The organism is Zestomonas ipomoeae, from assembly GCF_057128665.1.
In genome coordinates this window covers 181,410-199,589 of the sequence record NZ_JBSKHQ010000006.1, presented here as the reverse complement: position 1 = coordinate 199,589, position 18,180 = coordinate 181,410, and the positions used below count along the sequence as shown (strand labels likewise).

General features: G+C 58.6%; 15 protein-coding genes and 2 pseudogenes. 4 read left to right on the top strand and 13 right to left on the bottom strand.

The window, feature by feature from the left end:
• Positions 1-146: 146 nt before the first annotated feature.
• Entirely contained in the window at positions 147-509 is a 363-nt protein-coding gene (locus ACWKV7_RS09955; protein ID WP_483857499.1) for a hypothetical protein, read from the top strand.
• 499 nt (positions 510-1,008) lie between these two features.
• Here the strand turns inward: ACWKV7_RS09955 and ACWKV7_RS09950 are convergent, their stop codons facing one another.
• Complete coding sequence (locus ACWKV7_RS09950) at positions 1,009-2,595, bottom strand: alpha/beta hydrolase (RefSeq protein WP_483857498.1); 1,587 nt, start codon at positions 2,593-2,595, stop codon at positions 1,009-1,011.
• A 610-nt stretch (positions 2,596-3,205) separates the two neighbouring features.
• Entirely contained in the window at positions 3,206-3,838 is a 633-nt protein-coding gene (can, locus tag ACWKV7_RS09945) for a carbonate dehydratase (protein ID WP_483857506.1), read from the bottom strand.
• A 155-nt stretch (positions 3,839-3,993) separates the two neighbouring features.
• Here can and ACWKV7_RS09940 point away from each other — a divergent pair, with 155 nt between their 5' ends.
• The 3 genes from ACWKV7_RS09940 to ACWKV7_RS09930 all read left to right on the top strand — a co-directional run bounded on the left by ACWKV7_RS09940 (position 3,994) and on the right by ACWKV7_RS09930 (position 6,556).
• Positions 3,994-4,932: a histone deacetylase family protein gene (locus ACWKV7_RS09940; protein WP_483857497.1), complete on the top strand. Its 939-nt coding sequence runs from the start codon at positions 3,994-3,996 to the stop codon at positions 4,930-4,932.
• Between the two features lie 114 nt (positions 4,933-5,046).
• The gene (locus tag ACWKV7_RS09935) at positions 5,047-5,196 is read left to right on the top strand and encodes a PSPA7_2676 family Cys-rich small protein (protein WP_483857496.1); all 150 of its coding nucleotides are present in this window, start codon (positions 5,047-5,049) and stop codon (positions 5,194-5,196) included.
• A 115-nt stretch (positions 5,197-5,311) separates the two neighbouring features.
• Positions 5,312-6,556 (top strand): TIGR03862 family flavoprotein, encoded by a 1,245-nt coding sequence (locus ACWKV7_RS09930; protein ID WP_483857495.1) that lies wholly within the window; start codon positions 5,312-5,314, stop codon positions 6,554-6,556.
• Positions 6,557-6,677: 121 nt separating this feature from the next.
• On the opposite strand, the gene ACWKV7_RS09925 is transcribed toward ACWKV7_RS09930, so the two are convergent.
• The 11 genes and pseudogenes from ACWKV7_RS09925 to ACWKV7_RS09875 form a co-directional block, all read right to left on the bottom strand.
• Positions 6,678-7,031 carry a hypothetical protein gene (locus tag ACWKV7_RS09925; RefSeq protein ID WP_483857494.1) on the bottom strand — a complete coding sequence of 118 codons (354 nt, stop codon included), beginning with the start codon at positions 7,029-7,031 and terminating at the stop codon, positions 6,678-6,680.
• A gap of 112 nt (positions 7,032-7,143) precedes the next feature.
• The gene (locus tag ACWKV7_RS09920) at positions 7,144-7,473 is read right to left on the bottom strand and encodes a hypothetical protein (protein WP_483857493.1); all 330 of its coding nucleotides are present in this window, start codon (positions 7,471-7,473) and stop codon (positions 7,144-7,146) included.
• Positions 7,474-7,541: 68 nt separating this feature from the next.
• A complete protein-coding gene (locus ACWKV7_RS09915) occupies positions 7,542-7,928 on the bottom strand; it encodes a hypothetical protein (protein ID WP_483857492.1) in 387 nt (128 codons plus the stop codon).
• A gap of 327 nt (positions 7,929-8,255) precedes the next feature.
• Entirely contained in the window at positions 8,256-8,609 is a 354-nt protein-coding gene (locus tag ACWKV7_RS09910; RefSeq protein ID WP_483857491.1) for a hypothetical protein, read from the bottom strand.
• Between the two features lie 359 nt (positions 8,610-8,968).
• Positions 8,969-9,202, bottom strand: a pseudogene (locus ACWKV7_RS09905) (RHS repeat-associated core domain-containing protein); the annotation flags it as partial.
• 83 nt (positions 9,203-9,285) lie between these two features.
• The gene (locus tag ACWKV7_RS09900) at positions 9,286-9,759 is read right to left on the bottom strand and encodes a hypothetical protein (RefSeq protein WP_483857490.1); all 474 of its coding nucleotides are present in this window, start codon (positions 9,757-9,759) and stop codon (positions 9,286-9,288) included.
• Positions 9,756-11,456, bottom strand: a pseudogene (locus ACWKV7_RS09895) (RHS repeat domain-containing protein); the annotation flags it as partial. The pseudogene ACWKV7_RS09895 and the gene ACWKV7_RS09900, both read right to left, overlap by 4 nt.
• A gap of 104 nt (positions 11,457-11,560) precedes the next feature.
• Complete coding sequence (locus tag ACWKV7_RS09890; protein WP_483857489.1) at positions 11,561-12,523, bottom strand: hypothetical protein; 963 nt, start codon at positions 12,521-12,523, stop codon at positions 11,561-11,563.
• Positions 12,524-12,528: 5 nt separating this feature from the next.
• Complete coding sequence (locus tag ACWKV7_RS09885; protein ID WP_483857488.1) at positions 12,529-15,450, bottom strand: toxin VasX; 2,922 nt, start codon at positions 15,448-15,450, stop codon at positions 12,529-12,531.
• Complete coding sequence (locus ACWKV7_RS09880) at positions 15,447-16,019, bottom strand: DUF4123 domain-containing protein (protein WP_483857487.1); 573 nt, start codon at positions 16,017-16,019, stop codon at positions 15,447-15,449. Before ACWKV7_RS09880 ends, ACWKV7_RS09885 begins: the two co-directional genes overlap by 4 nt.
• Complete coding sequence (locus ACWKV7_RS09875) at positions 16,016-18,079, bottom strand: type VI secretion system Vgr family protein (protein ID WP_483857486.1); 2,064 nt, start codon at positions 18,077-18,079, stop codon at positions 16,016-16,018. Before ACWKV7_RS09875 ends, ACWKV7_RS09880 begins: the two co-directional genes overlap by 4 nt.
• Between the last annotated feature and the right edge of the window lie 101 nt (positions 18,080-18,180).

Genomic DNA, 18,180 nt, shown 5'->3' with positions numbered 1-18,180 from the left:
TCATCGAAGCTCTCCCAGTTGAACAGGCACCTCGGATTTATAGAAGAAAGGTGGTGCGGGGAGAGTCCATTACAGCCTTCAAGTCGCTCGCTTCGCTCACTCGGGACCGGCTAAAGCCGGCCCCTTAACCAAACGTTAGGTGCCACATGGATCGTCGCAACATCCCACTCTTTCTTATGTTCTTCGCATGCAGCGCCAACGCCGAGGTATCTGACAAAATCGCGTCCGTATCAAATATGTGGACTGTGGCGCTACTTTCCGGGCTAGTGGCAAGTGCTCTAACACTTTGGAAAAAGTGGTTTCTACTCTTGGGCGTGGCATTTTCAGCACTTTATTTAAGCGCAACAACTGATTTAGCATCGGATCAAAGTCTTGCCAAAGCAATCATCGCAGAGCAAGGCAGCCTATATTTTCCACAAAGCTATATCACCTCACTAATTCCGCTGCTCATGGTTGTTGCGTCTTACCTGTACGTTCGAAAGAAGAACCGTAGTGCAGCACCTAACTAGTGTATATGGACTCTCCCCACAAGCAGTGAGGACAGCTTTTTTCGATCCTGTCGTCAGCGCGGTTGCATTCGTATATCCGGCCTGTCACCGGGCATTGCCCTGGCCATTCTGTAGTTCGCGCAGCGGGGGCCAAGCGTTCAAGCGATCGCGAAGATCATCATTGTTATCGGCCTTGCTCCGCTGCAGGACTCGCCTGTTCCGACAGTCTCGCTGTTCACCACAACCACCAGATAAAACACGACGCCTTACTGATTATCCCGTCGTCAGGGGACAGGGGTACAGACCACAATTTAGCAAGTAGCCTGGAAGCTCAGCGAAGAACCCTTTGTGGTTTTCCACCCTACGCAGGTTCATGTATCAGTAGGGTGGACAACGCGAAGCTTGTCCGCCATTGCCGGCCCCGGACCCCACCATACCCGAGCCTCACCACTGCCAATTCTGGATACTGGCCTTCGCCCTTCTGACGGGCGTGCGGCGTTAGCGAAGCTCTGCTGCTTGATCAATGCCGATCAAGCCGGCTCTGCGCTACAAATCGTGCTACGTCACGACTGAAGTTTCCGGCGTAGCCTTCCCTCACATGAACGCGCTCACCTATGCCATACAAACGGTACTGCGCCTCCATCACCAAGCCGTAGTTCGGTAGATGAAGAGGATCGACTGTTCTGCCGAGATATTCCGTTAACGTAATTTTGTGGTCGATGAAGTGATCGGTATATAGAAACTCCATCAGCGGTGAGTTGCTGCGGACTCCCGCAATTGCATGGCCGTAAATCAAGCGAGACTCGTCATCAAGCAGGCCGGCCTGATGAATTGCCGCGGCTGGCGCCTCGAGGAAATGGCTACGAAACCAGTGCGGCGAAAACGAAGTCTGCGCATCGCGTGTGATGACGCCGCGCACGGCGGAAGAGCTTCGCCTCACGGGCGACAGGTCCGAAGGATTGGCGATTTCACGGACGGCGGCGTGAACGGCTACTCCCCCACCCAGGGAAGTGCCCACCAGGAAGATGTCATCAGGATCGATATTCAGTGCGGCGGCGTAATGGCGAGCGAATTGTACGAGGTAGCTGAGGTCCGCGACCGAGACCGGTGTAAGGTCGTTCTCAATTTGCTTGAGAGGGTGCCTGAAGTCTGCCGAAGCAACGATCACGCCCGCGCCGGAATCGGCAATCTCCAGTAGATAGCTGAGCAGTGCGCGATTTTTTGTGAGTAGCGACTCTTTATTCGAACCGGCCGAATGCGCATAAACGACAAGCGTGCTCGGTGCGGCATTCGGGTCGAGCTGGCCATCTGCTTCCGAATAGTAGAGATCCATGCGCAGCCCATCCGGCAGTCCATCGCTACGCTCAGGAGTCCAGCTAACGCCAGGATCGCCGTAGTAGACATTCGAGTAATAGCCACAGACGGGGTTGCAGCCCGCGACGGCCCGGTAGTGGTTGGGCAAGGTCTCTGCCGAGAATGGCCCAGGCACATCGACGCCATTAGGGGGTTGTCCGCCCACCACCTTTGCGAATCCACAGGTGGCTGAATCGTCATCGACGCAGATGCGCAACAGGTGCATTTCCCCATCCCTAAGGCCGCCTGGATACCTGATCGTCTGGGGACCGGATTGCGGGCTGGAGGCCGTTCGCCGACCACGCAACACGCCATCGACGTAGTAAAGCTGGTCCGATACCGTCGGTTCGAGGATGGTGTAGCCGATGTCAAAGGGAGTCCGCGGCGGCACGTGACCGGCAACACCGATCGGGCTGATCTCGACTGTCTGCCCGGGCATCAACACATTGCTGGCGCGAATACTGGCTTGATCGCACACCTGAACCGGTGCCGCCCCTACGCAGACGTGCTGCTGGCGATCCTGTGCGAGCCCACTGGGGTAGCTGATGTTGAAGACGCTGCGTTCGCTCTGACTCGCATCCTTGACGACGACAAGAGAACCTTGGCCCCCGCCCCGCTTGTCAGGCTGCGCATGCCCCTGGCTAGCACCGAAGCCTTTGGCGCCTGGATCGAATGCCGATGCATCTGGCGAACTTAACAACAAGCCTAGGGTTAGCGCTCGAATTACCTGGGTAGCACGTACAGGAGCAGCCATGGGTAATTGCTCCTGAGTGAAGGGCTTCGATACGGCCCGGGATGGGCCTTTACATTATTTGAAATCTATTGTCAACAATGGTTCCCTGCCTTTGATCTGGCGGCAGTCCGCCAGCTAGCAACTTGAAATGTGTGGGCAACGCGAAGCTTATCCACCCTTGCCGCGCAAGGATTTCGCCTTACCCAAGCCTCGGCGCTGCTGACGCCGGTATGACGAGGGGAGCATCGGTGAGGAGCGGCCATCGATGCAGATATTCGCGCGGCTCGGAATCGATTCCGGCACGAATCTGCATCCCCGTCTACCCGCCGCCGGCCTGGGTCCGCGAGGGTCGGCAGGCTGCGCGAGCACATCGCCGGGTCGGCGCGCTCCCGGGAGATCGATTCGCTTTCCCATCCCGCCTTCCCGATCAGCCAGGGCGTTTGCTGGAAAACCGCCCTGCGGGTTTTCCAGCCTGCGCAGGTTCAGCTAGCAAGGGTGGATGACGCGGAGCATGCCCACCAATGCCGGGCGCGGATTTCGTTGCCCACCCCGCCCGCACCTTGAGGCGGTCGATTCTGGTTGCCAGCCTGCGCCGGTACGTCCGGTCGGTCAGGCCGGCCAACCGCTTTGCTCAATCCCCCGAATACAAGAAGGTGGCATCCAGCTGCTCGGAGCTGTGGATGCTGGTGTCCAGGTCCTTCACCAGGCCGTTGTCGAGGCCGTAGATCCAGCCGTGCACGATCAGTTCCTGGCCGCGCTTCCAGGCGTTCTGCACGATGGTGGTGTGACAGACGTTGCGCACCTGGCGGCGCACGTTCAGTTCGCAGAGCAGGTCGACCCGGGCCTCCTCGCCGAGCCCTTCGAACTGCGGCAGGTGCTGGTGATAGAGCGCCTTGAGGGCACGCAGCCAGTTGTCGATCAGGCCCAGCTCCTGGTGGCCGATGGCGGCGCGCACACCGCCGCAGCCGTAGTGGCCGCAGACGATGATCTGTTTGACCTTGAGCACGTCGACCGCGAACTGCAGCACCGAGAGAAAGTTCATGTCGGTGGCCACCACCATATTGGCCACGTTGCGGTGCACGAACAGTTCGCCAGGCAACATGCCGACGATGTCGTTGGCCGGAACACGACTGTCGGAACAGCCGACCCAGAGGAACTCCGGCTTCTGCTGCGCCGCCAGGCGCGCGAAGAAATCCGGGTCCCGTGCTCGCATGGCCTCTGACCAGCGTCGGTTCTGCTCCAGCAACTGTTTGATGTCCATCAGCTATCTCCTCGGTTTTGCGGCCCGTTCCCCTGCTCGTCCGGGACGCCGGATGAGCACGGCAAGGGCCTTGCAGGCCTGTCGAAAGTCGAAAGTCGAAACGGTAGCTGGCGACGCGCCTTGAGTCACGCCCTGCGATGCAACGATACTGCCGGCCTATGCATCCTCCCTTCATCTACCACGACGATTACAGCCCCGCGCTGCCGGCCGGCCATCGCTTCCCCATGGAGAAGTTCCGCCTGCTGCGCGACCACCTGGTGGACAGCCGTCTGACCACAGACGAAGCGCTGCTACGCCCGGAGCCCTGCCCGCCGGATATCCTCGCCCTGGCCCACGACAAGGCCTATATCGAGCGCTATTGCAGCGGCGCCCTGAGCCGCGAAGAGCTGCGGCGCCTCGGCCTGCCCTGGAGCGAGGCCCTGGCCCGTCGCACGGTGCGCGCGGTGGGCGGCTCGCTGCTGGCTGCCGAGCAGGCGCTGCGTCACGGGCTGGCCTGTCACCTGGCCGGCGGCACCCACCATGCGCACTTCGACCACGGAGCGGGCTTTTGCATCTTCAATGACCTGGCGGTAATCGCCCGCTATCTGCTGGAGAGCGGACACGCCGGTCGCGTGCTGATCTTCGATTGCGACGTGCACCAGGGCGACGGCACCGCGCGCATCCTGGCGGACACGCCGGAGGCGATCACCGTATCCCTGCACTGCGAGAAGAACTTCCCGGCGCGCAAGGCCGAGAGCGACTGGGACATCCCGCTGCCGATGGGCATGGGCGACGCCGACTATCTCCGGGTGGTCGACGACGCACTCAATTACCTGCTGCCGCTGTACCGCCCGGATGTCGTGCTGTACGACGCCGGCGTCGATGTGCACCAGAACGACGCCCTGGGCTACCTGAAGCTGACCGACGCCGGCCTGGCGGCGCGCGACGAGGCGGTGATCGACCACTGCCTGGGCCGGGACATTCCCGTGGTCGGCCTGATCGGCGGCGGCTACGACATCGACCGCGCCGCGCTGGCCCGCCGCCACGGCATTCTCCACCACAGCGCCGTTCGACAATGGCACCGGCAGGGGCTGGGCAGGCAGGCACCCGCTCACTGAACCGGCGAATGGGCGGATAGTCAGAACATTTGAAGGCCCTTTCATTTCCGCCAGGCAGGCTCCGAAAGGGGAGCTATGTAACGTCGTGCAGCCAGACTGCGATGGGAGGCATGTATGACACTTCGTTGCCTTATTTCAGATTGTCAGTGGAGCGAAGGAACCCCCTGCAAACTCGGTACGGAGGAGCTGATCGAACAGCACTGTCTACGCTGTGGCACGTTGCGCTATCTGCAAGCACTCGGTCACGCCCTGGCTCATTCCTGACCGGCGCCTTGCTCCGGCGCGGGCCCTTCCGGCTATGCGCCGGGGCCGTGGCACGGCAACCTCGCCTGGCACGGGTTAGAATGCGTGCCCCTAAAGTCGCACGCGCCCCTTGCCCATGCCTCGACCCTGTTCCACTCCCCGCGCCACCATTATCGGCGGCGGCCCCGCCGGCCTGATGGCCGCCGAACAATTGGCTCGGGCAGGCGTGCACGTCGATCTCTACGACGCCATGCCCTCGGTGGGACGCAAGTTCCTGCTGGCTGGGGTCGGCGGACTCAATATTACCCATTCCGAGCCGCGCGAGCCTTTCCTGTCACGCTACGGCAGTGCACGCGAGTCATTGGAGCCGCTGTTGGCGCCATTCAGCGCCGACGATTTGCGGGCCTGGATTCATGAGCTGGGTATCGAAACCTTCGTCGGCACCTCCGGCCGTGTGTTCCCCCGCGAGATGAAGGCCGCTCCCCTGCTGCGCGCCTGGCTCAAGCGCCTGCGCGAAAGCGGCGTGGCCATCCATACCCGCAGCCGCTGGCTGGGCTGGAGCGCAGACGGCAACTTGCGCATCGCCACCGTCGATGGCGAGCGTGCGGTCGCCAGTGACACGACGCTGCTGGCCCTGGGCGGCGCCAGCTGGGCGCGGCTCGGCTCCGATGGCGCCTGGGTGACGCTACTGCAGGCACGCGGCATAGCCATCACACCGCTGCAACCGACCAATTGCGGCTTCGAGGTGGCCGGCTGGAGCCCCTATCTGCTGGAGAAGTTCGCCGGCGCGCCACTGAAGAACCTGGCCATCGGCCTGGGCGATGACGAACCGCGCCAGGGTGAATGCGTGCTGACCGCCACTGGCATCGAGGGCAGCCTGATCTATGCCCTCTCCGCTGCCATTCGCCAACGCATCGGCAGCCACGGCAGCGCCACGCTCTACCTCGATCTACTGCCCCAGCACAGCCCGGCCAAGGTGCTGGCCGCCTTGAACAAGCCGCGCGGGTCGCGCTCCATGGCCAAACACCTGCACAGCCAGCTCGGCCTCGACGGCGTCAAGGCCGCCCTGCTGCGAGAGCTGGCCGCCGACGCCTTCACCGACAACGAGCGCCTGGCCGTAGCCATCAAGGCCCTCCCGCTCTCGCTCTTACGCCCTCGCCCGCTGGACGAAGCCATCAGCACCGCTGGCGGCGTGCCCTTTTCGGCACTCGACCAGAACCTGATGCTCCAGCAGTTGCCTGGCGTGTTCTGCGCCGGAGAAATGCTCGACTGGGAAGCCCCCACCGGCGGCTACCTGCTCACCGCCTGCTTCGCAACGGGCCGGGCAGCGGGGCTGGGCATGCTGCGGTGGTTGCAGGAAAACGCTGGCAGCCCGGAATAGCGCCCCCAAAATTCAGCGTATAGATGAAGCGCACCGCGAAGCTACGACTTCAACCCATGCAGGAAGACCTCCGCCCCGGCGGAACCAGGGTGGCCTTGCCGAGAGAGGGGGTGCTTCGCGCTCAATCCCCGCTATCCCCACCGCTGTCACTGTCGCTGCTACTGTCGGAACAGCTATAGCTCTCACCGGGCGCCTCCACATCGAACTGCGCCGGGGAGCGCCGGCTACAGTCATCGTCAGGCACCGCCTCATGCGACTCCGCATCAGCCCCACCAGCGAACAGCGCGCCCAGCGGTATGCCGTCCGAGTCACGATGAATCGAATCATACGAATCGTCGTTGAAATTACTCACATAACGACCTGACCGCCCACTTGTTCTTACCGGCCCACTTTGAGTCGCCAACCATTTGCGGTAGCGCTGTTTTAGTTCTTGCAGTTTGTTTTTAAAAAGTGCCCAGAGGGAGGCGATGCTCATTCTCGATCCAGCTTTAGAAGCTCAACACTGCTAGAAGGATGGCGGCAGAAAAGGGTAACCGCACGTCCTCAGCATGAAGAGGACGGAGCAAAATGACCACCGTATGTTCGACTTAATCCGCTGATACAGGCTGCCTGGCGGCAGGCTCCTGTTCACCCAGCAACAAGCAAAATAAAACGACCGCCGCCAAACAGGTTCCGATGTACCAGAACATCAGCATGATGAGAGCAAATGCCAGTTTGCCAGCGTGGTTGCGAGCCACCAACGACCAGACACCCAACCCAGCGATAGCCAGCAAGGCAAAAGGAATGATCACTGCTAGGGCCACCAGCTCTGGGGAGAGAAAACTCGATATAATTCCCCCACCCACAAGAAACAACAACGCCATCAGCCCCAAAAGTATCGCGAGGGCACCAATTAAAAAATTAGCAAGTTTATACATTGATTCCTTTACCTTCAGAGATCAATCTAACACAGGGCCGGCCAGGATCAAACTGGGCCCTGTAATGTCTACAAAGCAACGGGATAAAGCAATAATTTACTGATACGCAAGCATAAAAGATCACCGGATGAACAACCTGAAGCTCCGCACGTTTCAACTAGAAGCAGCCCACCCAGAAAATCCAGCGCAAGAGTTCCATCATTCTCAATAGAAACCACCTTAGCATTTAGAAAGTTATCTCCACCACTCCAGGATATAGACACAGAAGAGCCATCTGAAATACATATAGTTTCGCCCCATACCAATACACCATCCGCACCCACCTCAACCTCGTACTCTTTTCCCACCTCAGGAGCATCATGAACCCATGCAGCCTTGCCGCTTCCAGATGAAGTGGCGAAGCCAACTATCTGCTCTCCGCCAAAGTCGTCGACGCTCTTAATAAGAATCTTCACTTGCCCCCCAGCGGAACATTCATTTCAGCAATGACAATTCATTTCACCGACCAGAGGATTTTCCCGGCGGCGCTGCTGAGTTCCCAGGGAGGTGCCGAGGTGGTCGAGTTGGTAGTAGTAGCGCTACCCCTTGACCCTCGAGCATGGCCAGGGGGGCGGAAGGAGCAGGGCTCGTAGAGGTAGCTGCGATTGTGCCCTGGCGCACGCTCGGCGATCAGGCACTCACCTTAGGAATTCCGTAGGTCTTAACGTTGACAAGCACACAAAAGCAAATTTTTTAACTTTACCATTCCACTAAAAACGCTCTCCCCTGACAACGACTCCTACTTAGTTCAACTCACCCCATAAGGTCCTAAAAGTAAAAATAAACTCCTGTACCTCTTGAAATAGCTTCTTTGGTGGCATCAAGAACTTTCCGTAAGACTGGAATATTAACCTCAGAAATACGAGACTCAATGATCTTCCGCATAACAGCCAGATCCCCCCCTGCACGCTTTCATCTTCATAATCATCAATCATCTTTCCAAGAAGTCTATTTATCTCCTTCACCACCCCAGAACTGTAGAGTTTCTCGAACTCTCTCTCATCAAAAATTAACTCGAGCAAATCGCCAGGCAAACACCCATCGGTGTCCAAGCGTTCCATGGCGCCAAAGGAAAGAGGGACAAATATCTTCTTCATTGGCCCTCATCTATATTAGAGCGGGTATCTGAAGCCTTAGGCATGTCCAATTTGAAGGATGGCGCGCTCTTCAACACCGAGTTCGATATAAGACGCAAGGGGAACACCGCACCGTAAAGGCCAGGCGCTTCACTCAGCTATTGAGGCCGCCACCTATATCTCATATACCGCCTCAAGCTTACCACAAGTAGAAATCAACTTATCCCAATCAACACCAGCATGTTCGCTGGCGTTTTTTTACACCATTCAATAATTAACGATCCCGATCAGCTGAAGTCAACCCCAAGAAATCCAACAAACAATTATGTACAATAGAGCACTCTTTAGAAGTCAGAACCATTAGAAGCCTCACCGCATACCAAAAGATCCACCCACCCTGTAGGATTCGGTACGTACTGACAGTTGTTCAAGCCGCCCGCCAGTGGATCGGGTCGGGGGGAGAGGACGCAGCCAGTGTTGGGATTGTAGTAACGGTGGCGGTTGTAGTGCAGGCCGGTTTCGGCATCGAAGTACTGACGCTAGAAGTGCAGAGGGTTGTCGACTTAGGCGATTTCCAGTTCGGCGACAGCGCTGTACTTGCCCACCCAGCATACCTATCTCAGAATAATTCCGGTGCCTACTTCAGCCCCTTAAAGTATCTCGGAATAAACCAAACTTAGAATATTGAAAGCCGATCCTACGGCCAAACAACCACAAAATCATGCGGCCTCGTCAAGGGCACCTCAATACCAACCCCCATTGTCGACCTAGCAAAAACACTATGGTCATCCAAAGAAATTTCTGCAAAAGGATTAGTACCCATAAAGATTAGCAGCCAAATTAGCGAACCTTGCCGTTCATTCAATAAAGCAATAAATCCATCATCCCCGGCAGAGAAGCACTCTCCCCCGACAACATGGAGCCCGCCCCCGCGGACCTCACTCATTATCGCCATACCTTCGCGCATATTTTTTTTGATACACCCAGATGAGAGCGCGGGTACCCAAGATAGGTTTCTAGCCCCCCGCTCACCGCTCATCAAATCGAAATAGCAATAAAAACCGTTGTTTAGCACCAGCATATTTTCCGACGGATATAACTCCTGGCGCCAAAGATCTTGAATGAACGCTTTATCCTCACAAAACAAGTCAACCTTTTCCAACATACTCATTCGTTTATCCTCGGCACTTCGCTTAAGCCTGTCGGTGGAACAGGCTGACCATTGACCCTATTTCTTGGATCATGTCGCCGCTGATCGAACGCCTTCTGCCAAGTCTTTTTCGACCCAGGCATAATGTCATTCGCATTTACTATTTCTATTGGAATACTCTCAAGCCCCGCCAATCGAGCTGCGCGCAACCTTCGATTATCGTATGAAACCAACTGACCATCGACCTCCATCACACGGATAGGACCCGACTTTTCCCAATCCCACCTCCCTGCTCTCATGTCCTCCTCATATTTCTCGACATTTTTATTAACTCCCGGCTGGGTAAAGTTAATATCTTTGGGATTGGCTGTAGTACGGCCCGCAGGACGTGGGGCTTTAGGCTCAACCTCACCCACACTCGCTTTATCGACGCTATCCGGCGGACTATTTGTTGACTCATTACTTTCTGCGCCGGGACAGTTGCCATTCAACCCCAACGGATCCACCCACCCCGTCGGATTCGGCACGTACTGGTAGTTGTTCAAGCCTCCCGCCAGCTTGATCGGGTCAGGGGTGAGGAAGCAGCCGGTGTTGGGATTGTAGTAACGGTGGCGGTTGTAGTGCAGGCCGGTTTCCGCGTCGAAGTACTGGCCCTGGAAGCGCAGGGGGTTGTCGACTTCGGCGATTTCCAGTTTGGCGACGTTGCCGTAGGCGCGGTATTTCACCGACCAGAGAATGTCCCCCGCAGTGCTGGTGAGTTCCTGCGGGGTGCCGAGGTGGTCGAGCTGGTAGTAGTAGGGTTCGGCTGCTGCGCCCTGGCCTTTGAGCATGGCCAGGGGACGGAAGGTGCCGGGTTCGTAGAGGTAGCTGCGATAGTGCCCCGGCGCGCTTTCGGCGATCAGGCGTTCGCCTTGCCAGAGGAATTCGGTGGTCTTGCCATCGACCACTTTGGCGATACGCCGGCCGAAGGCGTCGTAGCGGTATTCCACCTGGCTGCCGTTGGGCAGGCTGGCGCCGACCAGGCGATGCTGGCTGTCGTAGCGGTATTCGGTCACCAGCTTTTGCCCGGCGCCACGGCGTTCGCGGATCAGGTTGCCGTAGGCGTCGTAGTCGAAGTGGCTGTCGCCTTGCATGAGCAGGCGATTGCCCTTGACGTTGGCCAACTTGGCGGCCTGGCTGTTCTGCCCGAGCAGGGTACCGGCGGGATCGTGGGCGAAGGTTTCCGGGGTATCGCCGCGCACGGCGGTCAGGCGGTCGAGCGGGTCGTAGTGGAAGCTCCTGCTGCCCTTGCGCGAGTCCTCGATGCCCGCCAGGTTGCCGCTGGCGTCGTAGCTATAGCGGCGCTGCAGTACCCGCTGCTGCTCCTGGCGCACGCTGTGGGCAAGCAGGCGGCCTTGTTCGTCGTACTGGTATTCGCTCAGCAAGGCGCCCTGCTGGCGATACTGTTCGCGACCGCCAGGGCCGAATTGGTGGGCGGTCAGCGGTTGTCCGTTAAGGTCGATGGCAGCGAGGCTGCCGCCCGGCTGGTGGCGATAGTCCAGGCGGCTGCCGTCGGGCAGGCGGCAATGGCTGAGCTGGCCCAGGGCGTCGTACTCGTAACGCAACGTGGCCCAGCCCTGGTGTTCCTCGATCAGGCGGTCCTGCAGGTCGTAGCGGTAGGCCAGGGGCCATTGGCCGTCGTCGACGCTGACCAGGAGACCGGAGCCGCCGCACTGATAGCCGGTGAGATGAAGCGCCAAACGGCGCTCACCTATCCTGTTTTCTGGGATTTTAAAGAACGGAGGGAAACTTAAAGTTCCGACATTTTTCAACAAAGTATGTTTTACATTCCCAGCGTACCGCTATTGCGCTCTAGATCAATCAACCGCTCGGCTGGTCCATTTGAATCGAGCCGCTCTCGAACCACCTTAGGCCAGTTGGCATAACTGCGTCGCTCGGCCACTTTATAGGTAAGATCTTCTATCAATCCGCTGGGATAGGAAAGCAACCCGTAAAAGAGCTGGAACACATCCGATAATTGCAGATAATTATGCCCACCTGACTCCTTATAGCGCTTTTTCAAATCCTTCCAGTGGTCGCTAAGCAGCTCACTACCCTTGTATTTAATTTCCAATAGGCTTTTGACAAAGGAATCGGATTCACTGCGGTTACCGTGCTCATCGAACCAGGGGCCGTTATCCATATAGGCACGCAGGTATTCCCAGAAGCTCAACTGCATTTCCAGATCCTTGCCAATCGGCACTCCCAGACTAACCAGCACCTGCCGATCCGGTCGCTGGAACTCATGCATTAGCACCTCCAGAGCCGCGCCGCCCATCGCACCAGTATAAGGACCCACTATATGAAGCTCATAAGCTATAGCAGCGATTTCATCCCAGGGGCAGTGATAAAGCACACCATCCTGCTCGAAATATACTTCACGAGTACGGCGATTGAAGAGAACGGGTAAAGGCAGCGGCCGGAAAGCTTCCCAAGAAAAGGGAATAACAAAAAAAGCAGTACTCAACATAAGTCCCGTAAGAGCGGCATCCCAGTTACCCTCAAAGGCGAACATTCCTGCCACTAGTAGCATAAACACTCCACCGAACCCACCGAGTAAACCACTCAGCATTCCGCGAGTTTTCCGCTCCCCAACCTGAAGACTCAAATAATATTCGGTCTGTTCATCAACATCACCCAAGTTCATCAGTTCCCGTCCCGTCAGCTTATTGGCCGACAGAATGGCATGTGGGGTCTTGGCCGAGAGCTTCTCTCCTAGCGCCGAAATTAAATTCTCCACACTCATGGCATTCAACTCAGGTCTATTTCTAGAGGCGGCATATACAGCCCCTCTATCGGTTGATAGATCAGTGTGCCCTGGATGCGCTTCAGTTTCTTGCCGTCGCGCTCATGGTAGGCACAGCTAAGGCGCAGCGACCCGTCGGGTTCGGGGGTGACCCGGCTGCCAGTTTCCTCATAGAGAGGAATAGGATCGCTCTCGCCCCAAACCAGCGGTACGTAAGTGGTGTTATCTCTGAAGTCAAGCAAGCCACGGCTCAATGCCCATTCTTCAACACCATCGAAACTAATCATCCCTTGACGGTAGGTTTTCTGCCCTGGTAGCAATACCACCAAACGGATTTCATCCACGAAACCGCTATAAGGGTTTTGTTCCGTCCAGCGACGCAATTCCATGCTGGCCGGCATTAACATCTGGTAGTAGGCGACCATCGACTCCGCATAGCTCTTTGACCACTCGGCAGGGCGGATGCCGAAGCGGGTCTGCTTGATCCACTTCTCCGCTGGCGAGTCCTTGGTGTAGAACAGGGTAACCAGCCCGACGAGTATAAGAATTGTCAAGGCTGCAGCCTGGGCCACGATGGGAAAAGGCAGAGCCGCCACCCCTTCCGCTACGACAACCCCTACGCCCCTAATCGCCAGTATCCGTGCTACACGCATCGCCTGCATGGCCTGCCTAGAGACAACCGCCAAAGCTACACTCGCCGAACTCAACCCTGCATAGACAGCTGCGCTGTCTAAGTCGCCTGCTTGAAAAGCATCAAATGACTCCCAGCCAAAGTACACCGCATCGACAGCAGCAGATGCGACCTGAGCTAAAGCAGCCCTCGAACCGGCCCCCAATGCAACTACCAAGAGTCTTTGCGCCATCGGATTGCGCCTTCCGGCCGACTTTGCAAGCTTTTGCCAATTAACCTCTGCAACCTGCTGCTGGATAGCGGCAAATGCTGCACCTCCGGCGAATAAGGCACTAGCAGCACCAGCCCAGTTCTTACCGGACTGATTTTCCTTAAGTGCCCCCTCTCCCACGATGCTCTGCATAAGGTTCCACGCACAGAACAATCCAATTAGCGACTTAAGCGGAGCCTTCTCAAAAGCATCATCCAAGCTTGGCCATTTGAAATCGTCCGGTATGGTTCTAAGAGGCGGCAGATCAGCAATACCCGCGCCAGCGGCCGGTGATTTCGGCGCCGAGGGGTGCGGCACGTTGCTGCCGTAACCGGGCTGGGGATGCGGCGGTGCAGGTGGTTGAGGCTTTGGCACCAATTCCAGATGAGCGATTCCTTGCCGCACGCCCCCAGCCAGCTCTCCCGGCACCGGCGGTTGCGACTTGCCGGCAGCCTGGCGGCTCGCTCGCGCTTCTGCCTGCTCAAGCCTCTCTAATTCAGATTTGTAGCGTCGTCGCTGAGCCCTGTTATGGCTGGTACCCATCAGCTCACTGAGCCGCTGCATATGCTGCTTCGGCGTCATTTCAAGCACTTGTAGGCGCTGAGCACTACGGGCCAGAGAGGCGATGAGCAGAATCTTGGAAGCATCGTTGATGTGTTGAGTGAGATCGCGCATGCGTCCGCCCAGGATCTGGGAAAGCGCGATAAATATCGGCTCGCTTGCTTTGCCCGGATTGAGGGCTTCCAAGCTATCGGCGCCCAGGTTGAGCGCAGCGCTGAGCGCCATGGCACGCACCACTTGCTGGCCGTGTTTAAGGGCCATACCCGCCTGTTTGAGAATCTGTTCTTGTTTGAGCGCGTCGACCGACTGCAGAAGTTGTTTGATGTCACCAGCGCTTAACCGTTGGGAAACGCCGAGCACTGCCCAGACCAGCCAAGGCTCGCCGGATGAACTGCTTTCCGGGTCCAAGGCTTTTTCAACCGCGCCAGCCCCTGGCCCAGTGCCAGCCGGCCCAAGGAGAGCCAAGGCGAAATGGGTTTCCAGCGCATCGCGCGCATCGGGATCGGTGATATCGAAATGACTGCAAGCAGTATCGAGACTAGCGGGCTGACGCTCATTCAGTGTGGCGAACCATTCTGCCCAATGCGTAGCAAGGCGCCGAATGTCGGACCTATGAGCTTCCTCTTCCTTGTCTTGCTCATTCCAAGTGTATTTCAGCTCATCGTAACGCGTAGCCTTGGGAAGCTGCTCCTCTAGAGCACTATCTCCCTCACACAATTCACGAATAACGCCCGCGATAGCCCAATCCTCGCTTCGAGCCATACGACACTGATCGAAGCTTTCTTTACGGGCGCGCAAGAGCCCGGCCAAATCCATCAGCACACCCCATGAATCATCGACCAGCGCGTAGTGCTGCTGTTCGCAACGCTTCATGCGGCGTAGAGCAGGGCTATCCGGCAGCCAGCATTGCGCTTGGGGCGCACAGCTCCACAAATAGTGGCCCTGGTGCATATCACCGATCCGGTCCTGAATGCTTGTGAGCTGTCCACTGGAAGGAGAAACGCCTGGGGTAAATTCGCGCATGACCTGTTGTCGAACAGCCTCATCTCCCTTCGCCGAAGCGAACCGAGTATCGCTCCAGCGGCATGGTGACCATGCAATCATGGCGCTGCAGCCGGCAGGCAGGAGCAAATAGGGTAATGAGTCTTTTACCGTGACCGGACCACCTCTGTCGGATTGCTCCAACTTGGAATCACTCACCTGGTATTCGGTCAGTTGCTTGAGATCAGCCTGCCACAGATATAACCAGCCATCGCGCAGCATACGCGGCAGATAACCCAGTTGACGGTCACTCAACTGCGGATGTCGTGCGCCAAGGTCGGGGAAATTGCCTGTCAGCGAGGGCAAGCCAAGGGAAGGGTCTATCGCAGATCCGTTGCCGTCTGAATCCAGCGGCCCCACAGCATAACGCAGCGGCAATACAGCGGTGAGCAGCGGGCAAAGCGCCGGTTGAAAATTCTGGGGGGCTGTAACGGCCTTATTCATACCTGAGCGTCCTCCTCGCTATCCATGTCCAGGGTCAGTGCTTCTAGCAGCGGCCAATCCAGGGTCAGTTGAGCGGCCATGCCAGCAGCCTCGTCGGTGCAGTCGAGCGCAGGGTTATCGTTGCGCCAGGCGCAGACGGGCTCTGCTTCGTGATGCAGCCACACACCATCCACGCCGTGCCAGAAACCTGCAGGCCACTGGGCTCCGACCAGCCAAGCCTGCCGGAGCGGATTCGCATCAGCCAGACGCAGCCAGAATTCACGCCCATCGGGTGAGTACACGCGCAAGCGGCGACGCAATACTTCGAATAACCGCGCGGATTGAATGGCGGTCTCCAACCATACTGAATGGCGCAATTGGTCATGCCCCTGCCACCAATCGCGGTGAATGGCGCTGCCGTCTTCGGCCGGCACCATGATCGGCCCGAACTCCTGGATATCGGCATAGGCGGTATCGGATAGCAGCGGCCGGGGCTCATGTTCGGGATAGTTTTGATAGAGCCAACGCAGCGGTTGGTCGAGTCGAGCACCGTCGACTAGTAACACGCCACCCCCTATGGAGAGACTCATACGCTGCCTTCCTTGGCTTTCTTAGCCGCCTCACAGACTTCACAGACACCCGTCTTGGCGGTGCGAAAAACGACGAGTTGCTTGATCAACGCTTCCGGCTCCACAGGGCGCAAGACTTGCCCCGCCTTATCCTTATCCGCCGCCCATGGAATCACCGGCGGCTGGATCTTGATCCCCGATCCCTTGCCCGCCGCTCCACCCGAGTTGAGCTTGATCTGCGCTCCGCTGAAGGTGACGCCGCTGGGGTCGAGTTTGAACCAGCTGCCGCCGCCGGCGGCGGTGAGCTCCATGCCGGCGTCGATGACCACTTTGCTGCCGGCGTAGTAGTGGAGTTCTTCGCCGGTCTCGATGAACTGGGCGGTGCCGACCTTGGTGTGCAGGGTGGTGCCGACGGTAAGGTGGTCGTTGGCGCGGACTTCGGTCTTGCGGTCGCCGTGGGTGGTGCGGTGTTCCTCGGCCTGGTATTCGGTGTAGCTGTTGGCTTCGACGGTGTCGTGGCGTTCGTGGCCGACGCGGATCTTCTGGTCGTGCTCGATGTTTTCGTCCCAGTCGCGCTGGGCGTGCACGTATATCTGTTCCTGGCCCTTGCGATCTTCGATGCGCAGTTCGTTGTAGCCCTCGCCGCCGGGGCTGCTGAGGGTCTTGAACACGGTGCGGGTCTTGTTCGCCGGCAGCTCGTAGGGCACCACGTGTTCGGCGTGGTACAGGCAGCCGGTGACCAGCGGCTGATCGGGGTCGCCTTCGAGGAAGGTGACCAGCACTTCCATGCCGACCCGCGGGATGGCGATGCCGCCGTAGCGGTCGCCGGCCCAGTTGGAGGCGACGCGCAGCCAGCAGGAGGTGCGGTCGTCGCCCTGGCCGTCGCGGTCCCAGTGGAACTGCACCTTGACCCGGCCGTATTCGTCGCAGTGGATTTCTTCGCCGCGCGGGCCGGTTACGACGGCGGTCTGGCTGCCGAGCACCTTGGGCTTGGGGTGTTGCAGCGGCGGGCGGTAGGGAATGTCCCAGGGGGTGGCGAGGAAGCGGTTGCGGTAGCCCTGCTGGAAGCCATCTTCGCTCTTCACATCGCTGGTGACCGACTCTTCCAGTACTTGCGGCTGCTTGCCTTGGTGGTGGACTTCGTGGATCAGCCAGAGGTCGTTCCACTGCGCGCGCGGGTGTTCGCTCAGGGCGAGGAAGTGGCCGCTGTAGAGGTTGGCGTCGCTCTTGCCCTCGGCCAGTTCGTAGTCGCTGCGCAGGCGCTCCAGGGCGCGCTTGGCCAGGTGCTTGCCGCGCGGGCGCTCGGTGAAGCGGCCGGGGTAGTCGTAGACCTCCAGCGCCGGGTGGAACTCGCTGGTGTACTCGCCTTCCATCGTGATGCGCGGCTTCTGGAAGTCGTAGTCGCGGTAGCTGGCCTGGGTGCTGCGGGTTTCCATGCGCACGCCGAAGGCGCGTACCACTTCGTGGTCGGCGGACAGCCCGCTGTCCTGCTGGTAGGCCAGCGGCGGCAGCTTGGGAAACACGGTCTGGTCGTCGCCGAACACCAGCACGTGGCCATCCGCGCTGTGCTGGAAGTGATAGGAGATGCCCTCTTCCTCGCACAGGCGCTGGACGAAGTGCAGGTCGCTCTCGTCGTACTGCACGCAGTAGTCGCGCTCGGGATACACATAGCTGAGCTGGAAGCGATAGTCGTCGGCGAGGATGCCGTGCTCTTCGAGCACCAGGGCGATAATCTGCGCCACGGTGAGATGCTGGAAGATGCGCTGGTTGTAGCGATGTCGCAGGTAGTCCAGGCGTGGACGCAGGGTCAGGCTGTAGCGGGTCAGGCGGTGGCCGGAGTCGCCCTGCTCGATGCGGTCGATGATGCCGTGGATGCCGCCCTGGGCAGGGCCGAAGCAGAGGTAGGCGGCCTGGTTGATCAGGCTGTCGAGGTCGAGGTTGGCGCTCGCGCTGACCAATTCGACGTCGAAGCAAAAGGGCTGGTTGAGCGCTTCGCGGCCGGTGAATTCGAGCACCTGCAGGTCGGTGCCGATGCCTTCGATAGCGAGGGAAATCTGGGTGGCATTAGCGTCCAAGAACATGCGGTCCTCTCCTTGTGATCCCAAAGGTGGGCAGGGTGCCATAGCGACTGACACGGTAGAAGGACCAGGACACGGGAATGTGAAACAGGCCACGCGCCTGC